This is a genomic window from Massilia rhizosphaerae, from assembly GCF_016093545.1.
Classification (GTDB): Bacteria; Pseudomonadota; Gammaproteobacteria; order Burkholderiales; family Burkholderiaceae_D; genus Telluria; species Telluria rhizosphaerae.
In genome coordinates, this window is the sequence record NZ_JADKYX010000023.1 from 39,406 (window position 1) to 62,489 (window position 23,084).

Below are 23,084 nucleotides of genomic sequence, written 5' to 3' on the forward strand. Positions count from 1 at the left end.
GGCCCCGTCTACGACAGGACCCGGCCCTCGGCCGCGTGACGCGTCAGAATCAGACGGTCACGGAATCCGCCAGGTCGCGGAACTCGCCGATCTGGTCGAAGTTCATGTAGCGGTAGATCTGGTCGGCGTTCTGGGCGAGCACGCCGATGTGCGCCATGTACTCTTCGCGGGTCGGGATCTTGCCGAGGGTCGAGCAGACCGCCGCCAGCTCGGCCGAACCCAGGTACACGCGGGTGTCGATGCCGAGGCGGTTCGGGAAGTTGCGCGTCGACGTCGACATCACGGTCGCACCCTTGCGGATCTGCGCCTGGTTACCCATGCACAGCGAGCAGCCCGGCATTTCCATGCGCGCGCCGGTGCGGCCCAGCGTGCCGTAGTGGCCTTCGGCCGTCAGCACCTGCTGGTCCATCTTGGTCGGCGGCGCGACCCACAAGCGGACCGGGATGTCGGTCTTGCCTTCCAGGAGTTTCGAGGCGGCGCGGAAGTGGCCGATATTGGTCATGCACGAGCCGACGAACACGTCGTCGATCTTGTCGCCGGCGACGTCGGACAGCGTCTTGACGTCGTCCGGGTCGTTCGGGCAGGCGACGATCGGTTCATGGATGTCGGCCAGGTCGATCTCGATGACGGCGGCGTAGTCGGCATCCGCGTCCGGGGCCAGCAGTTCCGGGTTGGCCAGCCACGCTTCCATGGCCTTGATGCGGCGCTCCAGCGTGCGGCGGTCCAGGTAGCCCTGCGCGATCATCCACTTCATCAGCGTGATGTTCGAGTTCATGTACTCGATGATCGGTGCCTTGTCCAGGTGGACCGTGCAGCCGGCGGCGGAGCGCTCGGCCGACGCGTCGGACAGTTCGAACGCCTGTTCGACCTTCAGGTTCGGCAGGCCTTCGATTTCCAGGATGCGGCCGGAGAAGATGTTCTTCTTGCCCTTCTTGTCGACCGTGAGCAGGCCCTGGCGGATCGCGTACAGCGGGATCGCGTTGACCAGGTCGCGCAGGGTGACGCCCGGCTTCATCTCGCCCTTGAAGCGGACCAGCACGGATTCCGGCATGTCCAGCGGCATGACGCCCGTCGCGGCGGCGAAGGCCACGAGGCCGGAGCCGGCCGGGAACGAGATTCCGATCGGGAAGCGGGTGTGCGAGTCGCCGCCGGTGCCGACGGTGTCCGGCAGCAGCAGGCGGTTCAGCCACGAGTGGATCACGCCGTCGCCCGGACGCAGCGCGACGCCGCCGCGGTTCTCGATGAACGCGGGCAGTTCCTTGTGCATCTTGACGTCCACCAGCTTCGGATAAGCGGCAGTGTGGCAGAACGACTGCATCACGAGGTCGGCCGAGAAGCCCAGGCAGGCCAGGTCCTTCAGCTCGTCGCGGGTCATCGGGCCGGTGGTGTCCTGCGAGCCGACGGTGGTCATCTTCGGTTCGCAATACGTGCCCGGGCGGATGCCCTGGCCTTCCGGCAGGCCGCAGGCGCGGCCGACCATCTTCTGCGCGAGCGAGAAGCCGCGGCCGCTGTCTTCCGGGTTCTGCGGCAGGCGGAACAGCGTGGACGGCGCGAGGCCCAGCGACTCGCGGGCCTTGGCGGTGAGGCCGCGGCCGATGATCAGCGGGATGCGGCCGCCGGCGCGCACTTCGTCGAACAGCACGTCGGACTTGACCTTGAATTCGGCGATGACTTCACCGTTCTTCAGCGCACGGCCGTCGTACGGACGCAGTTCGATGACGTCGCCCATCTCCATGTTCGACACGTCGACTTCGATCGGCAGCGCGCCGGCGTCTTCCATCGTGTTATAGAAGATCGGGGCGATCTTGGTGCCGAGGCACACGCCGCCGAAGCGCTTGTTCGGGATGAACGGGATGTCTTCGCCGGTGAACCACAGCACCGAGTTGGTGGCGGATTTACGGGACGAACCGGTGCCGACCACGTCGCCGACGTAGGCGACGAGGTTGCCCTTGGCCTTCAGCGCCTCGATCTGCGCGATCGGGCCGATCTTGCCCGGCTCCTGCGGCTCGATGCCGGGGCGCGGGTTCTTCAGCATGGCCAGCGCGTGCAGCGGGATGTCCGGACGGGTCGTCGCGTCGGGGGCGGGCGACAGGTCGTCGGTGTTGGTCTCGCCGGACACCTTGAACACGGTCAGGGTCAGGCTTTCCGGCACGGCCGGGCGCGACGTGAACCACTCGGCGTCGGCCCACGACTGCAGCACTTCCTTGGCGTTGGCGCTGCCCTTGTCGGCCAGTTCCTTCACGTCGTGGAAGTAATCGAACATCAAGAGGGTCTTCTTGAGGCCTTCGGCGGCGACCTTGCCCACGGCCGGATCGTCCAGCAGGTCGATCATCGGCTTGATGTTGAAGCCGCCGAGCATCGTGCCCAGCAAGCGCGTCGCCAGTTCGCGCGACACCAGCGGGCTGGTGCCCTCGCCCTTGGCGACCTGGTTCAGGAACGCGGCCTTGACCTTGGCGGCGTCGTCGACGCCCGCGGGCACGCGGTTCGTGATCAGGTCGACAAGGAAGGCTTCCTCGCCCGCCGGCGGATTCTTGAGGAGTTCGACCAGGTCCGTGGTCTGGGCCGCCGACAGGGGCAGCGGGGGGATGCCGAGGGCGGCGCGCTCGGCGACGTGGGTGCGGTATGCAGCTAACATGAAAGGCTCTTTCAGTCGTTTTGAAAATCAGGAAAGCGGGTGACTTGCCTGTGCTGCCGCTATTGTACCTCAGCTCTTATATAAGACATAAGACGCAATCGTCGAAAAGGCGACAAGAACGTGGTTCCGTCGCACATGCGATTTTTCAGAAGGACGGCTTCCACGCCAGCACCCGGACGAGGCTGGGCGGGCGCACCGCCTCGCCTTCGCCGTCGACCTGGGACGTGTCCTGCACGAACAGGTCGAGCTCGCCCTTGTCGCGCCACAGTTCGGTGTCGAACGTCGGCTCCCAGGCGCCGACGGACGCCTCGTCCAGGTCGCGGATCGACCAGGTGGGCCGGTCGAAGTCCGTGATCGTGACGACCGACACCTTGTTCCCGCGCTCCGCGTCGCGGAACACGAGCACGCCCGCCGGCCGCGGCCGGGTGCTGTCGATCATGATCTGCGGCCGCGCGATCGGGATCGCCTTGGTGCCGCCCCCGGCGAGGCTGAACGGCGTGTGCCGGAACCCGAGCGTCGTCACCTGCCAGCCGGCCGCCGTGCGCCGCACGATCCGGTACTGGGGCACCCGGCTGTCGCGGTCGCGCCAGTACGTGGCGATGTAGGGCCGGCCGTCGCGGTCGGCCGACATCGAGGTCTGGTTGATCAACTCGCTGCCGGTCGGGATGCGGACGGCGTATTCCGCAGTCGCGGCGGTGATCGGCAATACGTAGCGTTCGCCATCCGACTTTTCCCAGGTCCGGCCGCCATCGCGCGAACGGGCATAGGCGAGGTCGTGGTTGCTGCTGACGTCCGGCGATTCGCGCCACACCCAGGACAGGTGGATCGTGCCGCGCCCGTCGACGAACGCCTGCCAGTACGCGCTGCGCTCGCCTTCGCCGCTGATCAGGTTGCTGAACAGGCGGTGCCAGGTGCCCGTCCGGACGTCGTAGCGGTTCACCACGAGATTGCCTTCGCCGGACGCGCCGTTGCGGAACAAAAACAGCAGATCCCCGTCCGGCATGCGGTGAAATTCCGGATACGTGACGGCGTCCTCGTCCTGTCCGGTCATCGGCTGCCTGTCGCCCAGCGCCAGGGCGCCGGGACGGACGCTCTTCGCGTAGCGCAGCCGGTTGTCGTGGTGGTCCCAGGCGACGTGCAGGTAGCCGGCGCCGTCGACCATGATGCTGATCGTGTTGTGCGCATCGGCCGCATTGCCCTGGTACTGGGTGCGGTGCAGCGTCCAGGCGCGGGTGCCCAGCTTGCGCCGGCCCAGCACGACGTAGCGATCGCTGTCGTAGAACGCGATGTATTGCGTGTCGCCGGCCGTGACCAGCGAGTTCTTGCGGAATACGACCGTATTCACCGAGTTGGCGGCCCACGCCGGCGCGACGTCGGACAATTGCGGCCGCGCGGTCGGCAACTGGGCGCAGCCGGCGAAGGCGAGCGCCGACACGGTGGCGACGAGCAGTCGCGTGTAACGGGTTGGAGCAGGTGTGTCCATGGTCATGTGGAGGGTGTCGTCGAGGTTCGGGTGCATTGTAGGCGCATCGCATGCCCGGCGACCGCGATCCCGGGCATGCCGCTCAGAAGAACGTGTAGCGCAGCGAGGCCTGGAACGTGCGGCCGTCGTAGTCGGCGCGGCGCAGCTTGGCCATCGAGCCTTCGTACTCCTGGCGGAACGTGTCGGTCAGGTTGAAACCGTCCACGGCCAGCGACAGGTTGTCCGTCAGCTTGTACGACGCCGACAGGTCGAACTGGCCGCGCGCCTTGACCGAGCGCGCCGCGCCGCTGAACGTGCCGCCGCTGGGCAGGTTGTAGTCGTCGCGGTAGTTATACACGCCGCGCACGCCCCACACCGGCGTCTCGTAGTACAGGATCAGGTTGGCCGAACGGGGCGAGACGTTGTTCAGGAAGGCCGGCGAGCCGTCCGGCGACTTGCCCTTCGTGCGGGTGTACGAATAGTTGAAGACGCCGCCCATGCCGTCGAACGGCGCCGGCAGGAAGTCGAAGGTCTGCTGGACCGTCAGTTCGGCGCCCTCGGCGACCAGGTCGTTCGGCGAGTTGACGGCGCCGTTGACGTCGATCGTGTACTTGCCGTTCAGGCCCTTGCCGCTTGGTGCCGCGATGTCGCTGACGCAGCGGTCGCCCACCACGCTCCAGCTGCCCAGGCCGAGGTTGTAGCCGTTGGACGGGCACAGCATCGCATCGCGGTTTTCGCCGACGATCATGCCGTGGATCTTCTTGCGGTACACGGCCAGGCCGATCAGGCCGTTCGGGCGGTTATAGTATTCGAGCGACAGGTCCTGCGAATCGGACGTGTACGGCGTGATGTTCACGCGCCCCAGGCTGACGGAGAAGCCGCCGTTCACCGCGTCTTCCACGACGGTCGTCGAGATCGGCGAGATATCGCGCGGATTCGGCCGGATGAACGTCTTGTAGTTGCCGTAGCGGAGAACCAGCTTGCTGGTCAGGTCGGCGGCCAGCAGCATCGACGGCAGGTTGTTCTTGTAGGTCGTCTCCTTGGTATTGGTGTGGAACGTGGCGGTGGCGCCCGTGCCCGTGCGGTCCATCGAGACGACGGTCTGCTTCGTCTCCTCGTGGCGGACGCCGATGTGGCCGCGCACGCGGATGCCGGCGATCTTGCCGTCCAGCTTGCCCATCAGGTAGAGCGCCTTGATGTCGTCGTCCACGCTGAAGTTGTTGCTGGTGAAGCCGCCGTCGGCCGGATCGTTGACCCAGCCGCTCGCGGTGCGCATCAGGTTGGCGGCGATGGTCGGCTGCAAGGTCGAGCTGGCGAGGTCGTAGTTCACCGTCTGCCAGTTGGTCAGGTAGTTGCCGGCGTTACCGCCGAAGAAGTCGTGGGCGAACGCGCTCGGCACGACGAAGTCCGTGCTGATCTTGCTGTAGTCGATGCCCGCGGCGCTGGAGCGGTAGGCGCGCGAGTCGTACGTGTTCTTGTTGTACTGGGCGCCGCCCTGTACCGATTCGAGCCAGCTCATGTCGAGGAAACGTTCGGCGTCCAGGCGCAATGCCTTGACGCGGTTGTCGGCGTAGTTGTCCGAACCGGCCACGATGAACACGTCGCCGGTGGCGTTGGTGACGGTCGGCGTGTTGCCGGTGCCGCCCCAGGTCCATGGGCCCGTCAGCTGCGCGGCGCCCAGCGCCGGCGCGCTCTGGTCGAAGCCCATCGTGAAATTGTCCAGCCCGCTGGACAGGCCGACGCGGCCCGTGATGCCGTTGCCCGCGCCGCCCGCGCCCAGGGCCTTGGCGGTGTTGCGCACGTCGAGCTGTCCCTGGTAGCCGTAGTTGGTGGCCTTGGACAGCACGCCGGCCGTCTCGATGCGCCAGTCGTCGTTGGTGAACGTTCCCTTCAGGTTCAGGCCGTCCGCCTTCTGCTGGAACGGCTGCTTGCGCATCGAGCCGAACACGCGCGGGTTCGTGAACTTGTAGTCCATCGTGTAGTAGCGCCCGTCGGACAGCTTGACCGGGGCCGCAGTCGGATCGAGGATGGTGTTGGCGTCGCGGTAGTCGATGTCCAGGATGTCGAGCGCGGTGCCCTTCATCTCGCGGTCGGTGAAGAAGTAGGTGCCACCCACCTTGACGTGCGGCGACACCTTGAATTCGGCGCCGAACGCGCCCGACGTCAGCGTGCCGTCGTTGACCTGCGCCGCCTGGCGGATGTCGGTGGGCGCCGTGACGCCGGCGTTGGAGAGGGCGCCCGTGCCGCCCGGCGCGGCCACGCACGGGGAGGGCTGGCCCGCGCAGCTCGACGCGTAATAGTCCTTGTAGCGGTTCAGGAAGTCCGGCGTCGTGGCCGGGTTGAGCTGGGTGAACTGGTTGATGTACAGCGAGTCGCGGCGGAACTTTTCCTTCTTGCGCGACAGGTTGGCGAATACGCCCAGCCTGCCGTCCAGGTATCTTTTCGCCACGTTCAGCGACAGCTTGGGAGAAGTGTAGTTGCCGAGCGTGTCGTGCTCCGCCGTGACCTTGACGGACGCGCCTTCCTTGCGCGAGAGCGCGGGCGCGATGACCATGTCGATATTCCCCGCGATGCCGCCGCTCTGTTCCGCCGCGGAGACCGATTTGATGACGGTGAACGCACTGAAGATGTCGGAATCGAAAGCGCCCATCGGCGTGGCGCCGCCCAGCACGGGCGCGGCGAAGTCCATGCCGTTCATCGTGACCTTGGCGAAGGCGCTGGGCAGGCCGCGCAGGTTGACGGAGGCGCTGCGGCCGTCTTCCTCGCGATTGACCTGGATGCCGGGAATGCGCTGCAGGGCCTCCCCCACATTGAGGTCGGGGAAGCGGTCGCCTTCGGCCGAAATGCTGTCCGACACGCCGATGTTCTGCCGCTTCATGATGAGGGCGTCGGTATAGCTCTTCCTGTAGCCGGTCACCACCACCTGGCTGGCCGCCGCCGCCGGCGCGTCGCCGGCCGTGTCCTGCGCGTGCGCGAACGCGGGAATGCACATGGCGGGTACGACCATGCAGCCGAGCCGCCGGGCGCGGCTCATCTTTTTCAGTGTCTCCATCTTTTTATCGCCTTATCAAAGTAGTGGGCTTCAAACCGGTGGTCTTTGTGTGGGACAACGTTGTCTCAACGGCGCGATAGTACTGCGATCGCAGGCAGGCAGCTATCGTCCCGGCAGGCGGATCGGTTCCGGGAACAGGGAAAAGCGTGAAAGTGGCCGGACCGGTTGAGGAGACGCAGACGCTCCGTTACGGCCGCGACGGGAATTGGCATGACCAATACACTGCGCGGCGCGGCGTGCGGAGCGCGTGCGGGAGCAATATCAATATGCGTCAACGTCATCGAAAATCGTCTATCTAACGTCATCCGTGGTGAGTACGCGCCGATGCGGCGACGGGTAAAGCATTGAGCATCGCGGGCCTGCGGTCGCGCCAGACCGTCGCCTTCCGCAGAGCTCGGCAAGGTGCGATCAAGTTGATGAGTGTTTACGCAATGGCCGGACATGCAGAGGCCGTCGCAATCACGTTTCTGAGCACTTCCGCACGGCAAGGCACTCCATAATTGGCGTCGGCAGTTTTCTTTTTCGACGACATCGCATGGAGTATTCATGTTCAGGTCCCGCACGTTGCGCGCGTTGGTGTTTCTGGCCGTTGCCGGTAGCGGAGGTCAGGCGTGCGCCGCTTCGATCCCGTCCACCTGGGTCGACAAGGACACGGGCCACCGCGTCTGGCGCCTGACGCCGGAACCGGGTTCGGCGTCGCTGTATTTCAACGTCACCGCGATCAGTCCGGACGGCAGGTGGATGGTGTACAACGCCCCCGACGGCATCCACGGCCTGGACCTGGGCACCCGCAAGACCAAGCTGCTGGTGCCGAACGGCGGCGACCGCATGGCGGCGCGCACGATCGCGGTGGGCCGCAAGACCAATGCCGTGTTCTACCTGAGCGACGATCCGGCGACGAAGGTCACCTCGATCAACCGGGTCGATTTCGATACCGGCGCGCGGCAAAAACTGGTCGACGTCCCGGCCGGCTACAAGATCGACAGCATCAACGCCGACGAGACGCTGGCGGCCGGGACGTACGAAGTGCGCCGCGCAGCGCGGGCGCGCCAGGACGCGCCGGGCGGTCCGCTCGACCAGCCCCGCAACAAGGGCGAGATGATGGAGCGGCGCCTGGCCGCGCGCATTCCGATGGTGCTGTTCGCGCTCGACCTGAAGAGCGGGAAGGAGACCAGGCTGCTGCAATCGACCGACTGGATCAATCACCTGCTGTTCTCGCCGACCGACCCGAAGCTGCTGATGTATTGCCATGAAGGGCCCTGGCAAAAAGTCGACCGCATCTGGACCATCCGCACGGACGGCTCGGCGAATACGCTGATCCATCGCCGGACGATGGCCATGGAAATCGCGGGGCACGAGTTCTGGGGACGGGACGGCAAGACGGTCTGGTACGACTGGCAGTATCCGAAGGGCGCGAGCTTCTATGTGGCCGGCCGCGATCTCGCGACCGGCCGCCGCACCGCTTATCATCTCGAGCGCAACGACTGGTCGATCCATTTCAACGTGTCCAGCGACGGCAGCCTGTTCGCGGGCGACGGCGGCGATCCGGGCCAGGTGGCGCATGCGCCGGACGGCGAGTGGATCGTGCTGCTGCGGCCCCAGTCGGTCCTGGGACAGGGCGCCATCGACGACAAGGATTTCTGGCAGCCGGGCGTGTTCAAGCCGGAACGGCTGGTGAACATGGCGCACCACGACTATCACCTGGAGCCGAACATCCGCTTCACGCCCGACCGGAAGATGGTGGTGTTCCGCACCAATATGTTCGGACCCACCTATGTGCTGGGCGTCGAGGTGGAGAAGGCGGCCGCCGGTGCGACCGACGTGATGTCGACGCCGGAGCTGGCGCGCAAATTCAAGCCGCAGGAGCCCGTCGCCACGAACGTCAAAGCGGCGAAGTAGCCCCGGGCCGATGGTACAATCTTTCAACGCGGCAGCCACCGACCGGCGGCCGTTTTCCCTGAAAGAGCCATGCCCAAAAAAGACGCCCGACCCGAGTCCGCCACCGCACCCGCATCGCAGCGCCGCCTGCAAATGGCCGACGTGGCGCGCCTGGCCGGTGTCGCGACGTCGACGGTGTCGCGCGCGCTCAACGGCAGCCCGCTGGTCAACGAGGAGACGCGCGAGCGCATCCTCGAGCTGGCGCGCTCGCTCAACTACACGATCAACGTCGGCGCGAAGAACCTCCGCCAGGGGCACAACCGCACGATCGCGGTCGTGATTCCGTACGACGAGGAGAGCCGCCAGCACCTGTCGGATCCGTTCTTCCTCAGCATGCTGGGCACCCTGGCCGACGCGTTGACGGACCGCGGCTTCGACATGCTCGTTGCGCGCGTGAGCTCGCAGCACCTGGACGCGGCCGCGCATTACTACGAGACGGGCGTGGCGCTGGGCATCATCCTGATCGGCCAGTGGCGCCACCACGACCAGTTGAACCAGCTGGCCGCGCGCCGCGTGCCGCTCGTCGTGTGGGGCGCGAAGATGGACCAGCAGCTGTATTGCACGGTCGGCAGCGACAACGTGCATGGCGGCGACCTGGCCGTCAGCCACCTGGTTTCTCTCGGCCGGCGCCGCATCGCCTTCATCGGCGACGTCAAGTTCCCGGAAGTGGCGCAGCGCTACGACGGCTACCGCGCGGCGCTGGCGCGCGCCGGCATCGCGTTCGACCCGGCGCTGCAGGTGACCGTCCCGTTCAATGCGGACGATTGCCGGCGCGCCGTCCAGCAGATGGTCGAGGCGAAGCTCGACTTCGACGCCATCTTCGTCGTCAGCGACCTGCTGGCGATGACCGTCATTAACACCTTGCGCGACTACGGGCGCGACGTCCCGGGCGACGTGCCGGTGGTCGGGTTCGACGACATCGCGCCCGCGTCGTACTTCCACCCGCCGCTGACGACGGTCCACCAGAGCATCGAGGATGCCGGCTCGGCGATGGTGGAATCGCTGCTGGCGCAGATCGCGGGCGAGGCCGCGCCGCCGCGCTTGCTGGCGACGCGCCTGGTCGTGCGCGGCAGCAGCGCCGCCTGACCGCCCTCAGGACAGCTTGTCGCCGGTGAGCAGCGCGTTCGATGCGGGCGCCTTGCCGGGCACGCCCACGAACAGCGTGGCGACGGCCGCGCCGAGCAGCAGCACGCCGGCCAGCGCCACGACGTGGCCCGGATCGCCGTTCAGCCAGCCGTGATAGATGAAGGGTAGCGTCACGCCCTGGATCAGCATCGGGATCACGATGAACATATTGAAGATGCCCATGTAGACGCCCGTGCGCTCCGGCGGGATCGACCCGGCCAGCATGACGTACGGGTTGCCCATGATGCTGGCCCAGCCCAGGCCCACGCCGACCATCGGCACGAACAGCATCGCCTTCGTCGTGATCGCCGGCAGCGCCAGCATCGCGACGCCGGCCGCGCACAGGCAAATCGCATGCATGATTTTCGGGCCGAAGCGGCGCGTCAGCGGGATCATCGCGAACGCGCCGAGGAAGGCGACCGTGTTCGAGAAGCCGCCGATCTGGCCGTTGACGAGGACGGCGTCGCGGAAGCCGTCCGAGTTCGGGTTCGCCGTGTGGAACAGGGTGCGGCCGATCATCAAGGTGAGGAATTGCCAGTAGCACGCCATGCCGTACCACTGCAGGAGCTTCATCAGCGCCAGCTGGCGCATCGCGCGCGGCATCTCGACGATGGCGTCCCACACCTCGCGCAGGCTGGCGCCCAACGACATCGGCTTCGCATCGAGCTCCGCCCGCTGCTCCTTCGTGAGCGGCAGTTCGGGCACGCGCAGGATCGACCACAGGATCGTCGTCAGCGACAGCACGGCGCCGATCAGGAAGGTGATGCGCGTGATCACCGGGATGTGGTTGCCGTCGACCGCGTACTGGCTCATCCCGAAGTAGACCATGATCGACGGCGTCAGGTAGGACAGCATCTGCGCGAGGCCCGTGAACGCGCTCTGCGTGAGGAAGCCGATCGAATGCTGGCGGCTGTCCAGGCGGTCGCTGACGTAGGCGCGGTACGGCTCCATCGTCACGTTATTGCCGGCGTCGAGCATCCACAGCAGGGCGGCGGCGGCCCACAAGGTGGGGCTGTACGGCATCGCCAGCAGGCCCAGGCTGCAGATGATCGCGCCGACGAGGAAGTAGGGCGTGCGCCGGCCCAGGCGCGAATGGGTGCGGTCGCTCATCGCGCCGATCAGCGGCTGCACGAGCAGGCCCGTGATCGGCCCGGCGAGCCACAGCAGGGGCATGCTGGCCTCGGAGGCGCCGAGGTAGCTGTAGATGGCGCTGACGTTGCTTTGCTGGAGGCCGAAACTGAATTGCAGGCCGAAGAAGCCCAGGTTCATTTCGAGGATCTGGCGCAGGCTGAGGCGCGGTTTGGTATGGACGTTGTTCATGCGAGCTGCCAGAGATCGAGGGACAGGAGGTCGAAGCCGCCCTGGATGGCGTACAGCGCCAGCGAGGCGGGGGCCGTGGCCGGGAAGACGAGTTCCGTGATGACGGCCGCGCCGTGGTTCACGAACACCTCCACCGAGCAGTTGTCGACGAGGATGCGCAAGTGCAGTTCGGGCGCCGCATCGACCGGCGCGGCGCGGCGGCCCGCGAAATCCGGATGACCCGTCATGAGGCCGGAGTGCGACCGGTCGACGAAGACGGTGTGCGACTCGCCGTCGTAGCCGATCAGCGTGTGGTCGCCGCCGGCGTCGCCCAGGCGCAGGCCGAATTCGGCCGCGTCGCGCAAGGCGAACGTGACTTCGATGTCCCATTGCATGCCGGCGAGCGGCCGCACGTGCGCGCCGTTTTCGACGCGCATGCGGGGGACGTGTTCGTGTGCCGTGCGCCGGTCGGCCAGCTGGGCCAGCGGCGCCTGCGCGAGCACGAGGCCGCGCGCATCCCGGCGCAGCGCGAGCCGGCGCGGCTGCGACATCGCGCCGCGCCACGGCAGCGTGGGCGTGTCTTTCGCGTAGCGGTGATTGTTCATCCATCCGATCCAGACGGGGCCTGCGCTGCCTTCAGGCAGGCCGTTCCACGACAGCGCCGCGTAAAAGTCGGCGCCATGGTCGCTCCAGCGTGCCGGCTGGCCGGGGTAGGGCGTGAAGCGTTCGCCGTCGAAGTCGCCGACGAAGTACTGGCCGCCCATGCTGCCGCTCACGTGGCCGTCGAACACGTCGACTTTCAGCACCCAGGCCGTGCCGCCTTGCCATTCTACCGGGAACAGGTCCGGGCACTCCCAGATGCCGCCCGTCGCGCCGGCCGGGCCGAAGTCGCTCAGGTGGCGCCACGACTTGAGGTCGTCCGACGCAAAGAACGCGACGCGGTGCAGTTCCGGCAGCACGACGGCCATCAGCCAGAACCCGCCGGGCGCATACCACTGGACTTTCGGGTCGCGGAACTCGGCCATGCCGAGGTCCAGCACCGGATTGTGCGCGTACTTCGTCCACGTGCGGCCGCGGTCCGTGCTGTACGCGATGTGCTGGTTCTGCAGGCCGCCGGGGTTGCGCCGGCAGGCCGTGTAGATCGCGACGAGGGCCGTTTCGCCGGGGCCCGCGAAGCCGCTCGTGTTGCGCGTGTCGGCGACGGCGCTGCCGGAATAGATCATCGTGTGCTCGTCCGCATGCAGCGCGACCGGGAGCTCTTCCCAGTGCTGCAGGTCGGTGCTGACGGCATGGCCCCAGCCGATGTCGCCCCAGACGACGCCGTTCGGGTTGTACTGGTAGAACAGGTGGTATTCGCCGTCGAACCACAGCAATCCGTTGGGATCGTTGATCCAGTTGCGGCGGGGCGTGAAGTGGTAGCCGGGGCGGAAGGCCGGCGCTGTGTCGTGCATGCGGGTGTCTCCTTGGCGTGTGGCGCTCGTTATGCCGGTCAGGATAGCGTCGATTGCAAACCTTTGCAATCGTTTCCAATGCGCTGTGTGGTTCGGCGCGCATTCATGGGGAAGTGTTGTAATTTTGTCGCACTTGCTGTGGCGCTACCAGCGAGGATGTGCCGCTTTAACGCGGCTTCTCTCATATATTGCGCGCGCCGCATTTGCCTTGGCGAAAAAAATTTGCGGGCAATGTGTGCTCAAAAAAGTTTTATTACAATCGATTGCAATTGCTTGCAGTCTTGATTACCATGGTTTCAGCGCTGAAGCATCGCACGGCGTCCACAACCGAATAAGAGACCGAAGGAGACCTCATGAAGCACTACAACAAGCGTGCGCTGTGCGCCGCCGTCCAATCCATCTTCGCCGCGTCCGCCGCGGTGTCGCTGACCGCGCCGATGGCGCAGGCGCAGGAAGCCGCCGCGCCGGCGGCCACGGCGCCGGCGGCGAAGCAGGGCGACGCACTGGGCCTGAACACGGTCGTGGTGACCGGGGTCTCCGGCGGCAAGAGCAAGATGCGCAGCTCGATTTCCGTCACCGACATCGATCCGGACCAGATCGCGAACTTCGCGCCCCGTTCGGAAGCCGAGGTGCTGCACCTGATCCCCGGCATCCGCGCCGAAAGCTCGGCCGGTCCGGGCGGCAACTCGAACATCACGGTGCGCGGCCTGCCCATCGCGTCCGGCGGTTCGAAGTACGTGCAGTTGCAGGAAGACGGCCTGCCGGTCGTGGAATTCGGCGACATGAACTTCGCCAACAACGATTACTGGCTGCGCTATGACGCCAACGTCGACCACGTCGAGACGGTGCGCGGCGGTTCCGCGTCCACGTTCGCCTCGCACGCGCCGGGCGCCATCATCAACTTCATCAGCAAGACGGGCGAAGAGGACGGCGGCACGGTGTCGCTGGCGCATGGCCTGAACTACAAGGAAAACCGCACCGACCTCGAATACGGCGGCCATATCCGTCCGGACCTGCGCTTCCACGTCGGCGGTTTCTACCGCGACGGCGAAGGCCCGCGCGCGAGCTCGTACAACACGGAACGCGGCTACCAGATCAAGGGCAACGTCACCAAGACCTTCAACCAGGACAAGGGCTACTTCCGCGTCAACTTCAAGGCCCTGGACGACCACGCGCCCACCTACACGAGCATGCCCGCCAGGGCCGACATCGACGGCAACACGCTGTCGGGCTTTTCCAGCATCCCGGGCTTCGACGTGCTGCGCGATTCGCAGAACTCGATCTACAACACGAGCGCGCCGAAAGTCGGCCCGGTCGGCACGGCGGCGGGCGTGGCGGACCTGACGAAGGGCATCTCGGTCAAGTCGAACGCGATCGGCTTCGAATTCCACAATCGGTTCGACGGCGGCTACACGGTCGACGACAAGTTCCGCTACACGTCGCAGAGCGGCGCGTTCCAGACGCAGTTCTGGAGCCTCGACACGCTGGCCGGCACCCTGGCCGGCTTCGGCAGCGGCGCCACGGCCGTCTACGCGAACGGCGCGAAGGCCGGCCAAGCGGTGACGCAGGCGAACCTCGCCACCGGGTATGTGTCGAACGGCGCCGCCATCGACGTGCACACGCCGGACATCGGCCACTACGCCAACGACCTGTCGGTGGGCCGCGACTGGCACGTGGGCGGCGCCAAGATGAGCGGCAAGGCCGGCTATTACCACTCGAGCCAGAACATCGTCGAGCAGTGGTCGATCAGCGGCCGCCTGATGGAAGCGGGCCGCGACGGCGCGCTGATCGACGTGAAGAGCGCGAGCGGCGCGGCGCTCACCACGATGGGCCTGACGGGCTACAACGACCAGTGGGGCGGCTGCTGCGCGCGCAGCTACGACGCGCACTACATGACGGACGCGCCTTACCTCGGCCTCACGTACGCCAACGGTCCGCTCGACGTGGACGCCAGCGTGCGCCACGACAGCGTGAAGGCGAGCGGCAGCTATGCGGGACCGATGCAGGTGGCGGGCGGCTTGGACGCCAACGGCGACGGCGCGATCACCGGCGCGGAACGCAATGTGTATGTGATCGACAGCGCGCATCCGCACCCGATCAACTACAAGGTCGGCTACAACTCGTACTCGCTGGGCGCCAACTACCAGTTCGACAAGGACGTCAGCTCGTTCGCCCGCGTCAGCCGCGGCGGCCGCGCGATCGCCGACCGCTTGCTGTTCTCGAGTAACATCGACCCGGCCACGGGCGCGCTGGCCGCCGGCGCGGACGCCGCCGCCGTCGCCCAGGTCAAGCAGATGGAAGTCGGCCTGAAATACCGCGGCCACCGCGACTGGGGTTCGTACGGCCTGTTCTCCACGCTGTACCACACGACGGTCAGCGAATTCGATTACGACCAGACCCGCACCGTCGGTCCGAAGCTGAACCAGATCGGCTACCGCTCCAACGGCATCGAGCTGGAATCCGTGCTGCACATCGGCGGCTTCGCGCTGAACGCCAACGCGACGTACACGGACCTCAAGATCACGTCCGACCTGGTCGGCCAGGCGACGGGCAACAGCACGGTCGGCAATACGCCGCACGGCACGCCGCACTGGCTGTACTCGATCTCGCCGCGCTACGATTTCGGCCCCGCGCAAGCCGGTTTCACCATCGTCGGCCAGAGCAAGGTGTGGTCGGACGACGCCGACACGCTGCAGGTGGAAGGCCGCAGCCTCGTCAACGCGTTCGTCAACTACAACGTGGCGCCGAATACGACCGTGAGCCTGAACGTGAACAACCTGTTCAACAAGGTCGCGTTCTCGGGCGGCGTCGACCAGGGTTCGCTGGCGCAGATCCGCGCGATGGGCGCCGCGATCGGTGCGGCGGGCGTGGTGTCGTCGCGTCCGGAAGCGGGCCGCACGGCCAGCGTGTCGGTGCGCTACGCTTTCTAAGCGGCGCAAGCTCCGCTAGTCTCGCGCAGTTTCCGTAACCTGCCGCCCGCGACCCGGGCGGCATTTCCATTTTCCGGACCGGTCCGATCATGTACGCGAAAACACCCGATTCACCCGCCGACTGGCTCGTCCTGCACGGCACCGGCAGTTCGCTCGTGCTCGAGCTGCACGCGGACGAAGCGCCGCTGTGGCGCTACTGGGGCCCGCGCCTGCCTGACGGCGCGCTGCCCGGCGCCCCGCTGCGCGACGGACGCCCGCTGCCCAGCTTCATGCTCGACTTCGACCAGCCCTTGACCGTGCTGCCGACCTTCGGCGCCGGCTGGTTCGGGCAAAGCGCGCTGCTCGCGCACCGCGCCGGCACCGCGTTCGCGCAAGCGTTCACGGCCTGCGCGTTCGACTGGATCGAGCCGGGCCGCGCCGTCGTGCTGCACCTGACGGACAGCGTGGCGCAGCTGCGCGCCGACATCACCCTGCGGCTGGACGCGGACAGCGACGTGCTGGTCGCGCGCACGGCGCTGACGAATCTCGGCACCGCGCCGCTGGACGTGCAGTGGCTGGCCGCGTTGACCCTGCCGCTGCCGGGCGACTGCGCCGCCGTGCGCTCGTACGCGGGCCAGCACCTGCACGAATTCATGCTGCAGGTCGACCCGCTGGCGCGCAGCCTGTGGCGGCGCGAGAACCGGCGCGGCCGCACGTCGCACGACTGCTTCCCGGGCGCCGTCGTGTGCGCGCCGGGCGCGGGGGCGGACAGTGGCGCGGTCTACGGTGCCCACCTCGCATGGTCGGGCAACCATCAACAGACCATCGAATGGCTGCACGACGGCCAGTACCAATGGCAGCTGGGGGAATGGCTGGCGCCGGGCGAGGGCTGGCTGGAACCGGGCCTCACCCTGGAAACGCCCGAGGTCGTCGCGTCGTTCTCGAGCGCGGGCTGGAACGGCCTGGCCGAGAACTTCCACGCCGAGCTGCGCGCGCGCCTGGACTGGCCCGGCGGCCGCATGCGCCCGCGGCCCGTGCACCTGAACACGTGGGAAGGCTTTTATTTCGACGTGCATCCGGCACCCGTCAAGCAACTGGCCAGCGCGGCGGCGGACCTGGGCATCGAACGCTTCGTGCTGGACGACGGCTGGTTCCACGGCCGCCACGACGACCGCGCCGCGTTGGGCGACTGGTGGCCGGACGATACCAAATTCCCGGACGGGCTCGGGGACCTCGTCGACCACGTGACGCATCTCGGCATGGAATTCGGCCTGTGGTTCGAGCCGGAGATGATCAATCCGGACAGCGACCTGCACCGCGCGCATCCCGACTGGGCGCTGCAACTGGCCGGTCGTCCAATGCTCACGGCGCGCAACCAGCTCGTGCTGGACATCGCCCGGCCCGAGGTGGCCGACTACCTGTTCGACAAGATGTCGCGCCTGCTCGTGGCGCATCCGATCCGCTACATCAAATGGGACCACAACCGCGACCTGACGACGGCCGGCCTGCTTGACGGCCGGCCGGGCTACCGCGCCCAGGTCCTCGCGTTTTATGCGTTGCTGGACCGCCTGCGCGCCGCGCATCCGGACGTGGAAATCGAAAGCTGCTCGGGCGGCGGCGGGCGCATCGACTTCGCCGTGCTGCGCCGCGCGCACCGCGTGTGGACGAGCGACTGCATCGACGCCGTGTCGCGCGCAAGCATCCAGCGCGGCTTCCTGCAATTCTTCCCGCCCGAGATCATGGGCGCGCACGTGGGCACGGCGCCCGCGCACACGACGGGCCGCAGCCAGGCGCTGGCCTTCCGTGCGGCCGTCGCCCTGCCGGGCCACCTGGGCGTGGAGCTCGACGCGCGCGCGCTGGACGCGGCGCAGAAAATCGAGCTGGCGGCGTGGATCGCCCTGTACAAGCGATTGCGCGACCGCCTGCACGCGGGCCGCGTGTGGCTGGGTGAAGGGCAGGACGGCCTGCTGTGGCAGGCGCACGGCGACGCCGGCGACCTGCTGTTGCTGGTGTATCGGCTCGCGCCGAGCACGCACCGCTACACGCCGCCGCTGCGCCTGCCCATGCTGGATCCTGCCTTTCAATACCGTGTGACGGAAATCCGGCCCGACGGGCCGCCCGCGACGAGCCACCGCGCGCCCTTGCTGGATGCGATCGGCAGCGCGGACGGCGCCACGTTCAGCGGCGCGTGGCTCGCCCACGCCGGCCTGCCGGTCCCGCGCGGCCAGGCGGAAACGGCGTGGATCGTTCATCTGCACAAGGAGGTTCACCATGACGGCCAATGACCGCAGCTTGCGGAGCATCGTCATCGTCGGGGGCGGTTCGGCCGGCTGGATGGCGGCCGCCGCCCTGTCCGCGGTCGTCGCGGACGGCTGCGCCATCACGCTGATCGAGTCGGAGGAGATCGGGACGGTGGGCGTCGGCGAAGCGACCATCCCGCCCATCAAGATCTTCAACCAGACGCTGGGTCTGGACGAAGCGGAATTCCTGCGCCGCACGCAGGGCACGTTCAAGCTGGGCATCGAGTTCGTCGACTGGGCCAAAACGGGGCACCGCTACTTCCACCCGTTCGGCCCGCACGGCATGCAGTTCGACGCCGTGCCGCTGCACCAGTACTGGCTGCGCGGCCGCACGGCGCCGGGCGCGCTGCCGCTCGACGAATACTCGATGGCGTGGGCCGCCGCCAGCCGCGGACGGTTCGACAAGCCGTCCCGCGATCCGAGCCACATCGGCTCGACGTTCGACTACGCGTACCACTTCGACGCCGGCCTGTACGCGGCGTACCTGCGCGAGGTCGCCGACGCGCGCGGCGTGCGCCGGCTGGAAGGGCGCATCGTCGGCGTGGACCTGCGCGGCGCGGACGGCTTCATCGAAGCGGTGCGGCTCGCGGACGGCAGATGCATCGCGGGCGACCTGTTCATCGACTGCTCGGGTTTCCGCGGCCTCCTGATCGAGGGCGCGCTGCACACGGGTTACGAGGACTGGACGCACTGGCTGCCGTGCGACCGCGCCATGGCCGTGCCCACCGCGCCGGACGGCGACCCCGCGCCGTACACGCGCTCGACGGCGCGCGCGGCCGGGTGGCAGTGGAAGATACCGCTGCAGCACCGCGTCGGCAACGGCTATGTCTATGCCAGCACGCACGTGTCGGACGACGAGGCGGCGGCGACGTTGCTCGCCAACCTGGACGGCCCGGCGCTGGCGGCGCCGCGCGCGCTGCGCTTCGTCACGGGACGGCGCCGCCGCTTCTGGAACCGCAACGTCGTCGCGCTGGGCCTGGCCAGCGGGTTCATGGAGCCGCTGGAGTCGACCAGCCTGCACCTCGTGCAATCGGGGATCTCGCGCCTGCTCGCGCTGTTCCCGGACCGCGACTTCGACCCGCTCGTCATCGACGAGTACAACCGCATCGGCGTCAACGAGTACGAGCGGATCCGCGACTTCATCATCCTGCACTACAAGTTGACCACACGCGCGGACACGCCGCTGTGGCGGGCCTGCGCGGCGATGGACGTGCCGGACAGCCTGCAGCGCAAGATCGAGCATTTCAAGCGCTACGGACGCCTGGTGAGCGAAGGGCCGGAACTGTTCGGGAACGCGAGCTGGCTCGCGGTGCACGTGGGTCAGCTGAACTGGCCGCGGCGCCACGACCCGCTCGCGGACCTGCGCGGCGTGGACGGCGCCGCGATGCTGGCGCGCCAGCGCGACGCGATGGTGCGTGCGGCGGACGCGATGCCGACGCACGCCCAGTTCATCGCGCGCTACTGCGCGGCGCGGCGTTGACGCATGGTGGGCAGGCGAGCCAGCGTTCGATGAAGGGGCGGTAGAAGTCCAGGCCGGCTGGTACCGCACCCGCGATGCAGCAGACGGCGCCGGCGAATTCGTTGGCGCACACGAGTGTTTGATCCAGCGGCCAACCGCGCGCGCGGCCCGTGAGGAACACGGCGGAAAAGGCGTCGCCCGCGCCGACCGTGTCGACGAGCGCGCCGGGCATCGCTGTCGGCGGCGCTTCGACGCAGCCGCCGTCCGCGCCGAAATACACGGCGCCGCGCGCGCCCAGCGTGACGATCAGGCCTTGCAGGTTGAAGATCCGCAGCAGCGTGGCGCAGGCGCTCCGCACTTCGGCATCGCGCATGTCGGCGGTGCTGGGTCGCAGGTGCGTGTACCAGCCGAACAGGTCCTGCAATTCCTCTTCGTTGACCTTGACGACGTCGGCCGCGTGCAACGATCCGTACACGCAGCGTTCCGTGACGTGGCCGGCACGCACGTTCAGGTCCAGGTAGCGGTGCGCGGGGCCAGCCTCCAGCAGGCGCGCGAGCGTGCGCTGCGATGCCGGCGCGCGCTGCGCCAGCGTGCCGAAATACAGCGTGTCCGCGCCCGCTTCGGCACATGCGGCCAGCGCGGGGCCGGCTTCGATGGCGTCGTACGCCTGGTCTTCCAGGATCGTGAAGCGGTGGCTGCCGCCGTCCGCGCTGCGCTCGACGAGCACGCGGCCCGTCGGCCGTTCCGCGTCCACCTGCACGCCGGCCGTCTCCATCCCGAAACGGGCGCATTCGGCGCGCACGCGGCCGCCGTTCGCATCGTCGCCGACCCGGGTCAGCATCAGCACGGCCTGGCCGAACGCCGCCAGGTGCCGCGCCACGTTGAACGGCGCTCCGCCCAGCACCTGGTGGTCGCCGAAATCGTCGACGAGCGCTTCGCCGAATACGGCGATCGTTTGTTTTGCAGTCTCCATCTCCATCCTTTTATCGATTAGTGCAAGGGTTGCCCGGTCTCGCGGTCGAGCCACGCGTGATCCCATGGGCGCAGCACGCAGCCGCCCGGACCGGCCGTCACCTCGCGGTCCGAAAAGTTGAACAGGCCCAGGAAGCGCGTGCCGCGGACGAGGGCGAGCAGGGCGGGGTCGGACGTGTCCAGCGCCATGCACGGCGTGCCGGCGGCCAGGTCGGGCAGGCGGCGGCGCAGCGCGGCCAGGCGCCGCAGACCCGCGTGGATCCGGCCGGCCGGGCTGTCGGGCGCGATGCCGGCGGCGGGGAAGGCGGCGCGCTGCACCCAGCGGCTGTCGTGCGCGCGGGCGGGGTCGAGCAGGTAGCCGTGGTCGTTGACCATGCCCAGTTCGTCCCCCATGTACAGCATCGGCAGGCCGCCGGACGAGAATGCGAGCGCGTGCAGCAGCAGGACGCGGCGGATGGCGGCATCGACGTCGGCACCCTGCACGCCGCACAGCGAGGCCGCGGTGCCGTTCGTCGCCAGGCCGCCCTGGAATGCGACGCAGTCGGCGAAACCGCGTCCGCCGTTGTAGAAATCGGCGATGGCCGCCAGCCGGTCGATGCCGCCGGCTTCGGGCAGCAGGTGCTTCCAGCCGATGTCGTCGTGGCAGCGCACGTAGGTGAGCCAGCTGGTGCCGGCCGGCAGCGCCGGCGTGGCGTCGACGACGGCGCGCACGAGGCCCGCGTCCTGTTCGGCCAGCGCGGCCCAGCCGGCCGTCATCAAGGTGCTGTGGTAGGCGAGGTGGCACTCGGGCGCGTCGGCGGCGCCCAGGTAGGCGGGAAGTTCGCGCGTGGGCACGATCGCCTCCGCCTTCAGCAGCACGCCGGGGGCGGCGATGCCGACGATGGCGCGCAGGGCCTGCAGGATCAGGTGCGCCTCCGGCTGGTTCATGCAGTCGGTGCCGAGGCGCTTCCACAGGAACGCGGTGGAGTCGAGCCGGAACACGTCGATGCCGCGGTTCGCGAGCCGCAGCAGGGCCGCCGCCACGGCGGCGAACAGCGCGGGATTGGCATAGTTCAGGTCCCATTGGAACGGGTAGAACGTCGTCCACACCCAGCCTTTCATCGCGGCGTCGAACGTGAAGTTGCCGGGCGCCGCTTCGGGGAACACCTGGCCCAGCGTGCGTTCGTAGGCATCGGCCTCGGCGCGCCCCGGCAGGACGTGGAAGAAGCCGCGCAAGGCTTCGTCGCCGGCGCGGGCGCCCGCCGCCCAAGGGTGGTCGTCGGCGACGTGGTTGAGGATCAGGTCCGAGCACAGCGAGATGCCCGCCGCGCGCAGCTGCCCCGCGAGCGCTTCGAGGTCGCCCATGGTGCCGAGGCGCGGGTCGACGTCGTCGAAGCTGGCGACGGCGAAGCCGCCATCGCTTTCGCCCGCGCGCGGCTTCAGGAAGGGCAGCAGGTGCAGATAGGTCACGCCCAGCTCGCGCAGGTGCGGGATGCGCGCCGCGACGCCGCGCAGGTCGCCGCCGAACCGGTCGACGTACGCGCTGTAGCCCAGCATGGCGGGGGCGCAGAACCAGTCGGGGTCCGCCTCCCGCGTGCGGTCCAGTGCCAGCAGGTCGGCCGGGCGCGCGGACGCCAGGCGCCCGACATCGGCCATCAGGTCGGCGTACCACACGCCGTGGCCGGGCAGGTGGCCGTACAGGCGCCGCAGACGGTCGCGCAGGATGCCTTCGTGGCGCTCGAGGCGGCGTTGCACGGTGTCGCGCAGGCCGGCGGGCAGGGTGTCCAGCATGGCGGAAGACGGATGGGGCATCGTGGTCATGGAACTCGCATCAAGGATTGGGTGGGCGATGCATGGGGGCGCATCGACAATGTGGCAATTATTTCCTAAAAACGAATACATTACAATCGATTGCAATAAGAATTATCCGGATTTTTCTGAAGCTAGTTGCATATTCGTGGAATTTTGTTGCAAACGATTGCAGTTGGGCGGCCCAGACTGGCATCGTGCGGGCACGGCGCGGCGTACAATCCACCCATCGGTACGGTCCGACATTCACTCGGGAGGAGTCATGATGGAAACGACGAACCGCATTCCCGCGACCGGCGACGCGGGCAAACTGGTCCTGCGCGTGGTGCTGGCGATCCTGCTGCTGTTCCACGGCGTGTCGAAGGTGATCGGCGGCGTCGGCATGATCGCCGGCATGCTCGCCAAGGCGGGCCTGCCGCCGGCGGTGGCCTACCTGGTTTATGTCGGCGAGGTGGTGGCGCCCCTGCTGATCCTGGCCGGCCTGTTCACGCGGGTCGCGGCGCTGATCGTCGTCGTGAACATGATCGTGGCGCTGCTGCTGGTCCATACGGGCCAGTTCTTCTCGCTGGCGGACACGGGCGGATGGGCGCTGGAATTGCAGGGGATGTATCTGGGGAGCGCGGTGGCGCTGGCCCTGCTGGGGGCGGGGCGTTACAGCATCGGCGGGGCGGGCGGCCGCTGGAATTGACCGCCG

13 protein-coding genes are annotated in these 23,084 nt (G+C 67.9%); 6 read left to right on the forward strand and 7 right to left on the reverse strand.

Annotated elements, in window-relative coordinates; genetic code table 11:
* Positions 1–49: 49 nt before the first annotated feature.
* The 3 genes from acnB to ISF28_RS25845 all read right to left on the reverse strand — a co-directional run bounded on the left by acnB (position 50) and on the right by ISF28_RS25845 (position 7,149).
* Positions 50–2,635, reverse strand: a complete 2,586-nt coding sequence (gene acnB, locus ISF28_RS25835) for a bifunctional aconitate hydratase 2/2-methylisocitrate dehydratase (RefSeq protein ID WP_198120050.1) — start codon at positions 2,633–2,635, stop codon at positions 50–52.
* A 145-nt stretch (positions 2,636–2,780) separates the two neighbouring features.
* On the reverse strand, positions 2,781–4,154 hold the full coding sequence (locus ISF28_RS25840; RefSeq protein WP_229519392.1) for a BNR repeat-containing protein: 1,374 nt from the start codon (positions 4,152–4,154) through the stop codon (positions 2,781–2,783).
* Between the two features lie 46 nt (positions 4,155–4,200).
* Positions 4,201–7,149, reverse strand: a complete 2,949-nt coding sequence (locus tag ISF28_RS25845) for a TonB-dependent receptor (RefSeq protein WP_198120051.1) — start codon at positions 7,147–7,149, stop codon at positions 4,201–4,203.
* 546 nt (positions 7,150–7,695) lie between these two features.
* On the opposite strand from ISF28_RS25845, the gene ISF28_RS25850 reads away from it, so the two are divergent.
* Both ISF28_RS25850 and ISF28_RS25855 read left to right on the forward strand, forming a co-directional pair.
* A complete protein-coding gene (locus ISF28_RS25850; RefSeq protein WP_198120052.1) occupies positions 7,696–9,048 on the forward strand; it encodes an oligogalacturonate lyase family protein in 1,353 nt (450 codons plus the stop codon).
* 69 nt (positions 9,049–9,117) lie between these two features.
* Positions 9,118–10,173, forward strand: a complete 1,056-nt coding sequence (locus ISF28_RS25855) for a LacI family DNA-binding transcriptional regulator (protein WP_229519393.1) — start codon at positions 9,118–9,120, stop codon at positions 10,171–10,173.
* Positions 10,174–10,179: 6 nt separating this feature from the next.
* Here ISF28_RS25855 and ISF28_RS25860 read toward each other — a convergent pair whose 3' ends face one another.
* Together ISF28_RS25860 and ISF28_RS25865 are read right to left on the reverse strand one after the other, a co-directional pair.
* A complete protein-coding gene (locus tag ISF28_RS25860; protein WP_198120053.1) occupies positions 10,180–11,532 on the reverse strand; it encodes an MFS transporter in 1,353 nt (450 codons plus the stop codon).
* Complete coding sequence (locus tag ISF28_RS25865) at positions 11,529–12,962, reverse strand: glycoside hydrolase family 32 protein (RefSeq protein WP_198120054.1); 1,434 nt, start codon at positions 12,960–12,962, stop codon at positions 11,529–11,531. The genes ISF28_RS25860 and ISF28_RS25865 overlap by 4 nt, the downstream gene beginning before the upstream one ends.
* Positions 12,963–13,315: 353 nt before the next feature.
* On the opposite strand from ISF28_RS25865, the gene ISF28_RS25870 reads away from it, so the two are divergent.
* The 3 genes from ISF28_RS25870 to ISF28_RS25880 all read left to right on the forward strand — a co-directional run bounded on the left by ISF28_RS25870 (position 13,316) and on the right by ISF28_RS25880 (position 19,651).
* Positions 13,316–15,892, forward strand: coding sequence for a TonB-dependent receptor (locus tag ISF28_RS25870; protein ID WP_198120055.1), 2,577 nt, complete (start codon positions 13,316–13,318; stop codon positions 15,890–15,892).
* A gap of 89 nt (positions 15,893–15,981) precedes the next feature.
* Positions 15,982–18,156, forward strand: a complete 2,175-nt coding sequence (locus tag ISF28_RS25875; protein ID WP_198120056.1) for an alpha-galactosidase — start codon at positions 15,982–15,984, stop codon at positions 18,154–18,156.
* On the forward strand, positions 18,143–19,651 hold the full coding sequence (locus ISF28_RS25880; protein WP_198120057.1) for a tryptophan halogenase family protein: 1,509 nt from the start codon (positions 18,143–18,145) through the stop codon (positions 19,649–19,651). Before ISF28_RS25875 ends, ISF28_RS25880 begins: the two co-directional genes overlap by 14 nt.
* On the opposite strand, the gene ISF28_RS25885 is transcribed toward ISF28_RS25880, so the two are convergent.
* On the reverse strand, positions 19,620–20,603 hold the full coding sequence (locus ISF28_RS25885; protein WP_198120058.1) for a PfkB family carbohydrate kinase: 984 nt from the start codon (positions 20,601–20,603) through the stop codon (positions 19,620–19,622). The two genes, ISF28_RS25880 and ISF28_RS25885, sit on opposite strands and share 32 nt — an antisense overlap.
* Positions 20,604–20,620: 17 nt before the next feature.
* On the reverse strand, positions 20,621–22,402 hold the full coding sequence (locus ISF28_RS25890; protein WP_229519394.1) for an alpha-amylase family glycosyl hydrolase: 1,782 nt from the start codon (positions 22,400–22,402) through the stop codon (positions 20,621–20,623).
* 253 nt (positions 22,403–22,655) lie between these two features.
* Between ISF28_RS25890 and ISF28_RS25895 the strand changes: the two genes are divergently transcribed.
* Positions 22,656–23,078 (forward strand): DoxX family protein, encoded by a 423-nt coding sequence (locus tag ISF28_RS25895; protein WP_229519399.1) that lies wholly within the window; start codon positions 22,656–22,658, stop codon positions 23,076–23,078.
* The last annotated feature ends 6 nt before the right edge of the window (positions 23,079–23,084 follow it).

Coding starts and splice junctions, on each gene's coding strand:
- acnB (WP_198120050.1), bottom strand. CDS start 2,635: ATGTTAGCTGCATACCGCACCCACGTCGCCGAGCGCGCCGCCCTCGGC.
- ISF28_RS25840 (WP_229519392.1), bottom strand. CDS start 4,154: ATGCACCCGAACCTCGACGACACCCTCCACATGACCATGGACACACCT.
- ISF28_RS25845 (WP_198120051.1), bottom strand. CDS start 7,149: ATGGAGACACTGAAAAAGATGAGCCGCGCCCGGCGGCTCGGCTGCATG.
- ISF28_RS25850 (WP_198120052.1), top strand. CDS start 7,696: ATGTTCAGGTCCCGCACGTTGCGCGCGTTGGTGTTTCTGGCCGTTGCC.
- ISF28_RS25855 (WP_229519393.1), top strand. CDS start 9,118: ATGCCCAAAAAAGACGCCCGACCCGAGTCCGCCACCGCACCCGCATCG.
- ISF28_RS25860 (WP_198120053.1), bottom strand. CDS start 11,532: ATGAACAACGTCCATACCAAACCGCGCCTCAGCCTGCGCCAGATCCTC.
- ISF28_RS25865 (WP_198120054.1), bottom strand. CDS start 12,962: ATGCACGACACAGCGCCGGCCTTCCGCCCCGGCTACCACTTCACGCCC.
- ISF28_RS25870 (WP_198120055.1), top strand. CDS start 13,316: ATGAAGCACTACAACAAGCGTGCGCTGTGCGCCGCCGTCCAATCCATC.
- ISF28_RS25875 (WP_198120056.1), top strand. CDS start 15,982: ATGTACGCGAAAACACCCGATTCACCCGCCGACTGGCTCGTCCTGCAC.
- ISF28_RS25880 (WP_198120057.1), top strand. CDS start 18,143: ATGACGGCCAATGACCGCAGCTTGCGGAGCATCGTCATCGTCGGGGGC.
- ISF28_RS25885 (WP_198120058.1), bottom strand. CDS start 20,603: ATGGAGACTGCAAAACAAACGATCGCCGTATTCGGCGAAGCGCTCGTC.
- ISF28_RS25890 (WP_229519394.1), bottom strand. CDS start 22,402: ATGACCACGATGCCCCATCCGTCTTCCGCCATGCTGGACACCCTGCCC.
- ISF28_RS25895 (WP_229519399.1), top strand. CDS start 22,656: ATGGAAACGACGAACCGCATTCCCGCGACCGGCGACGCGGGCAAACTG.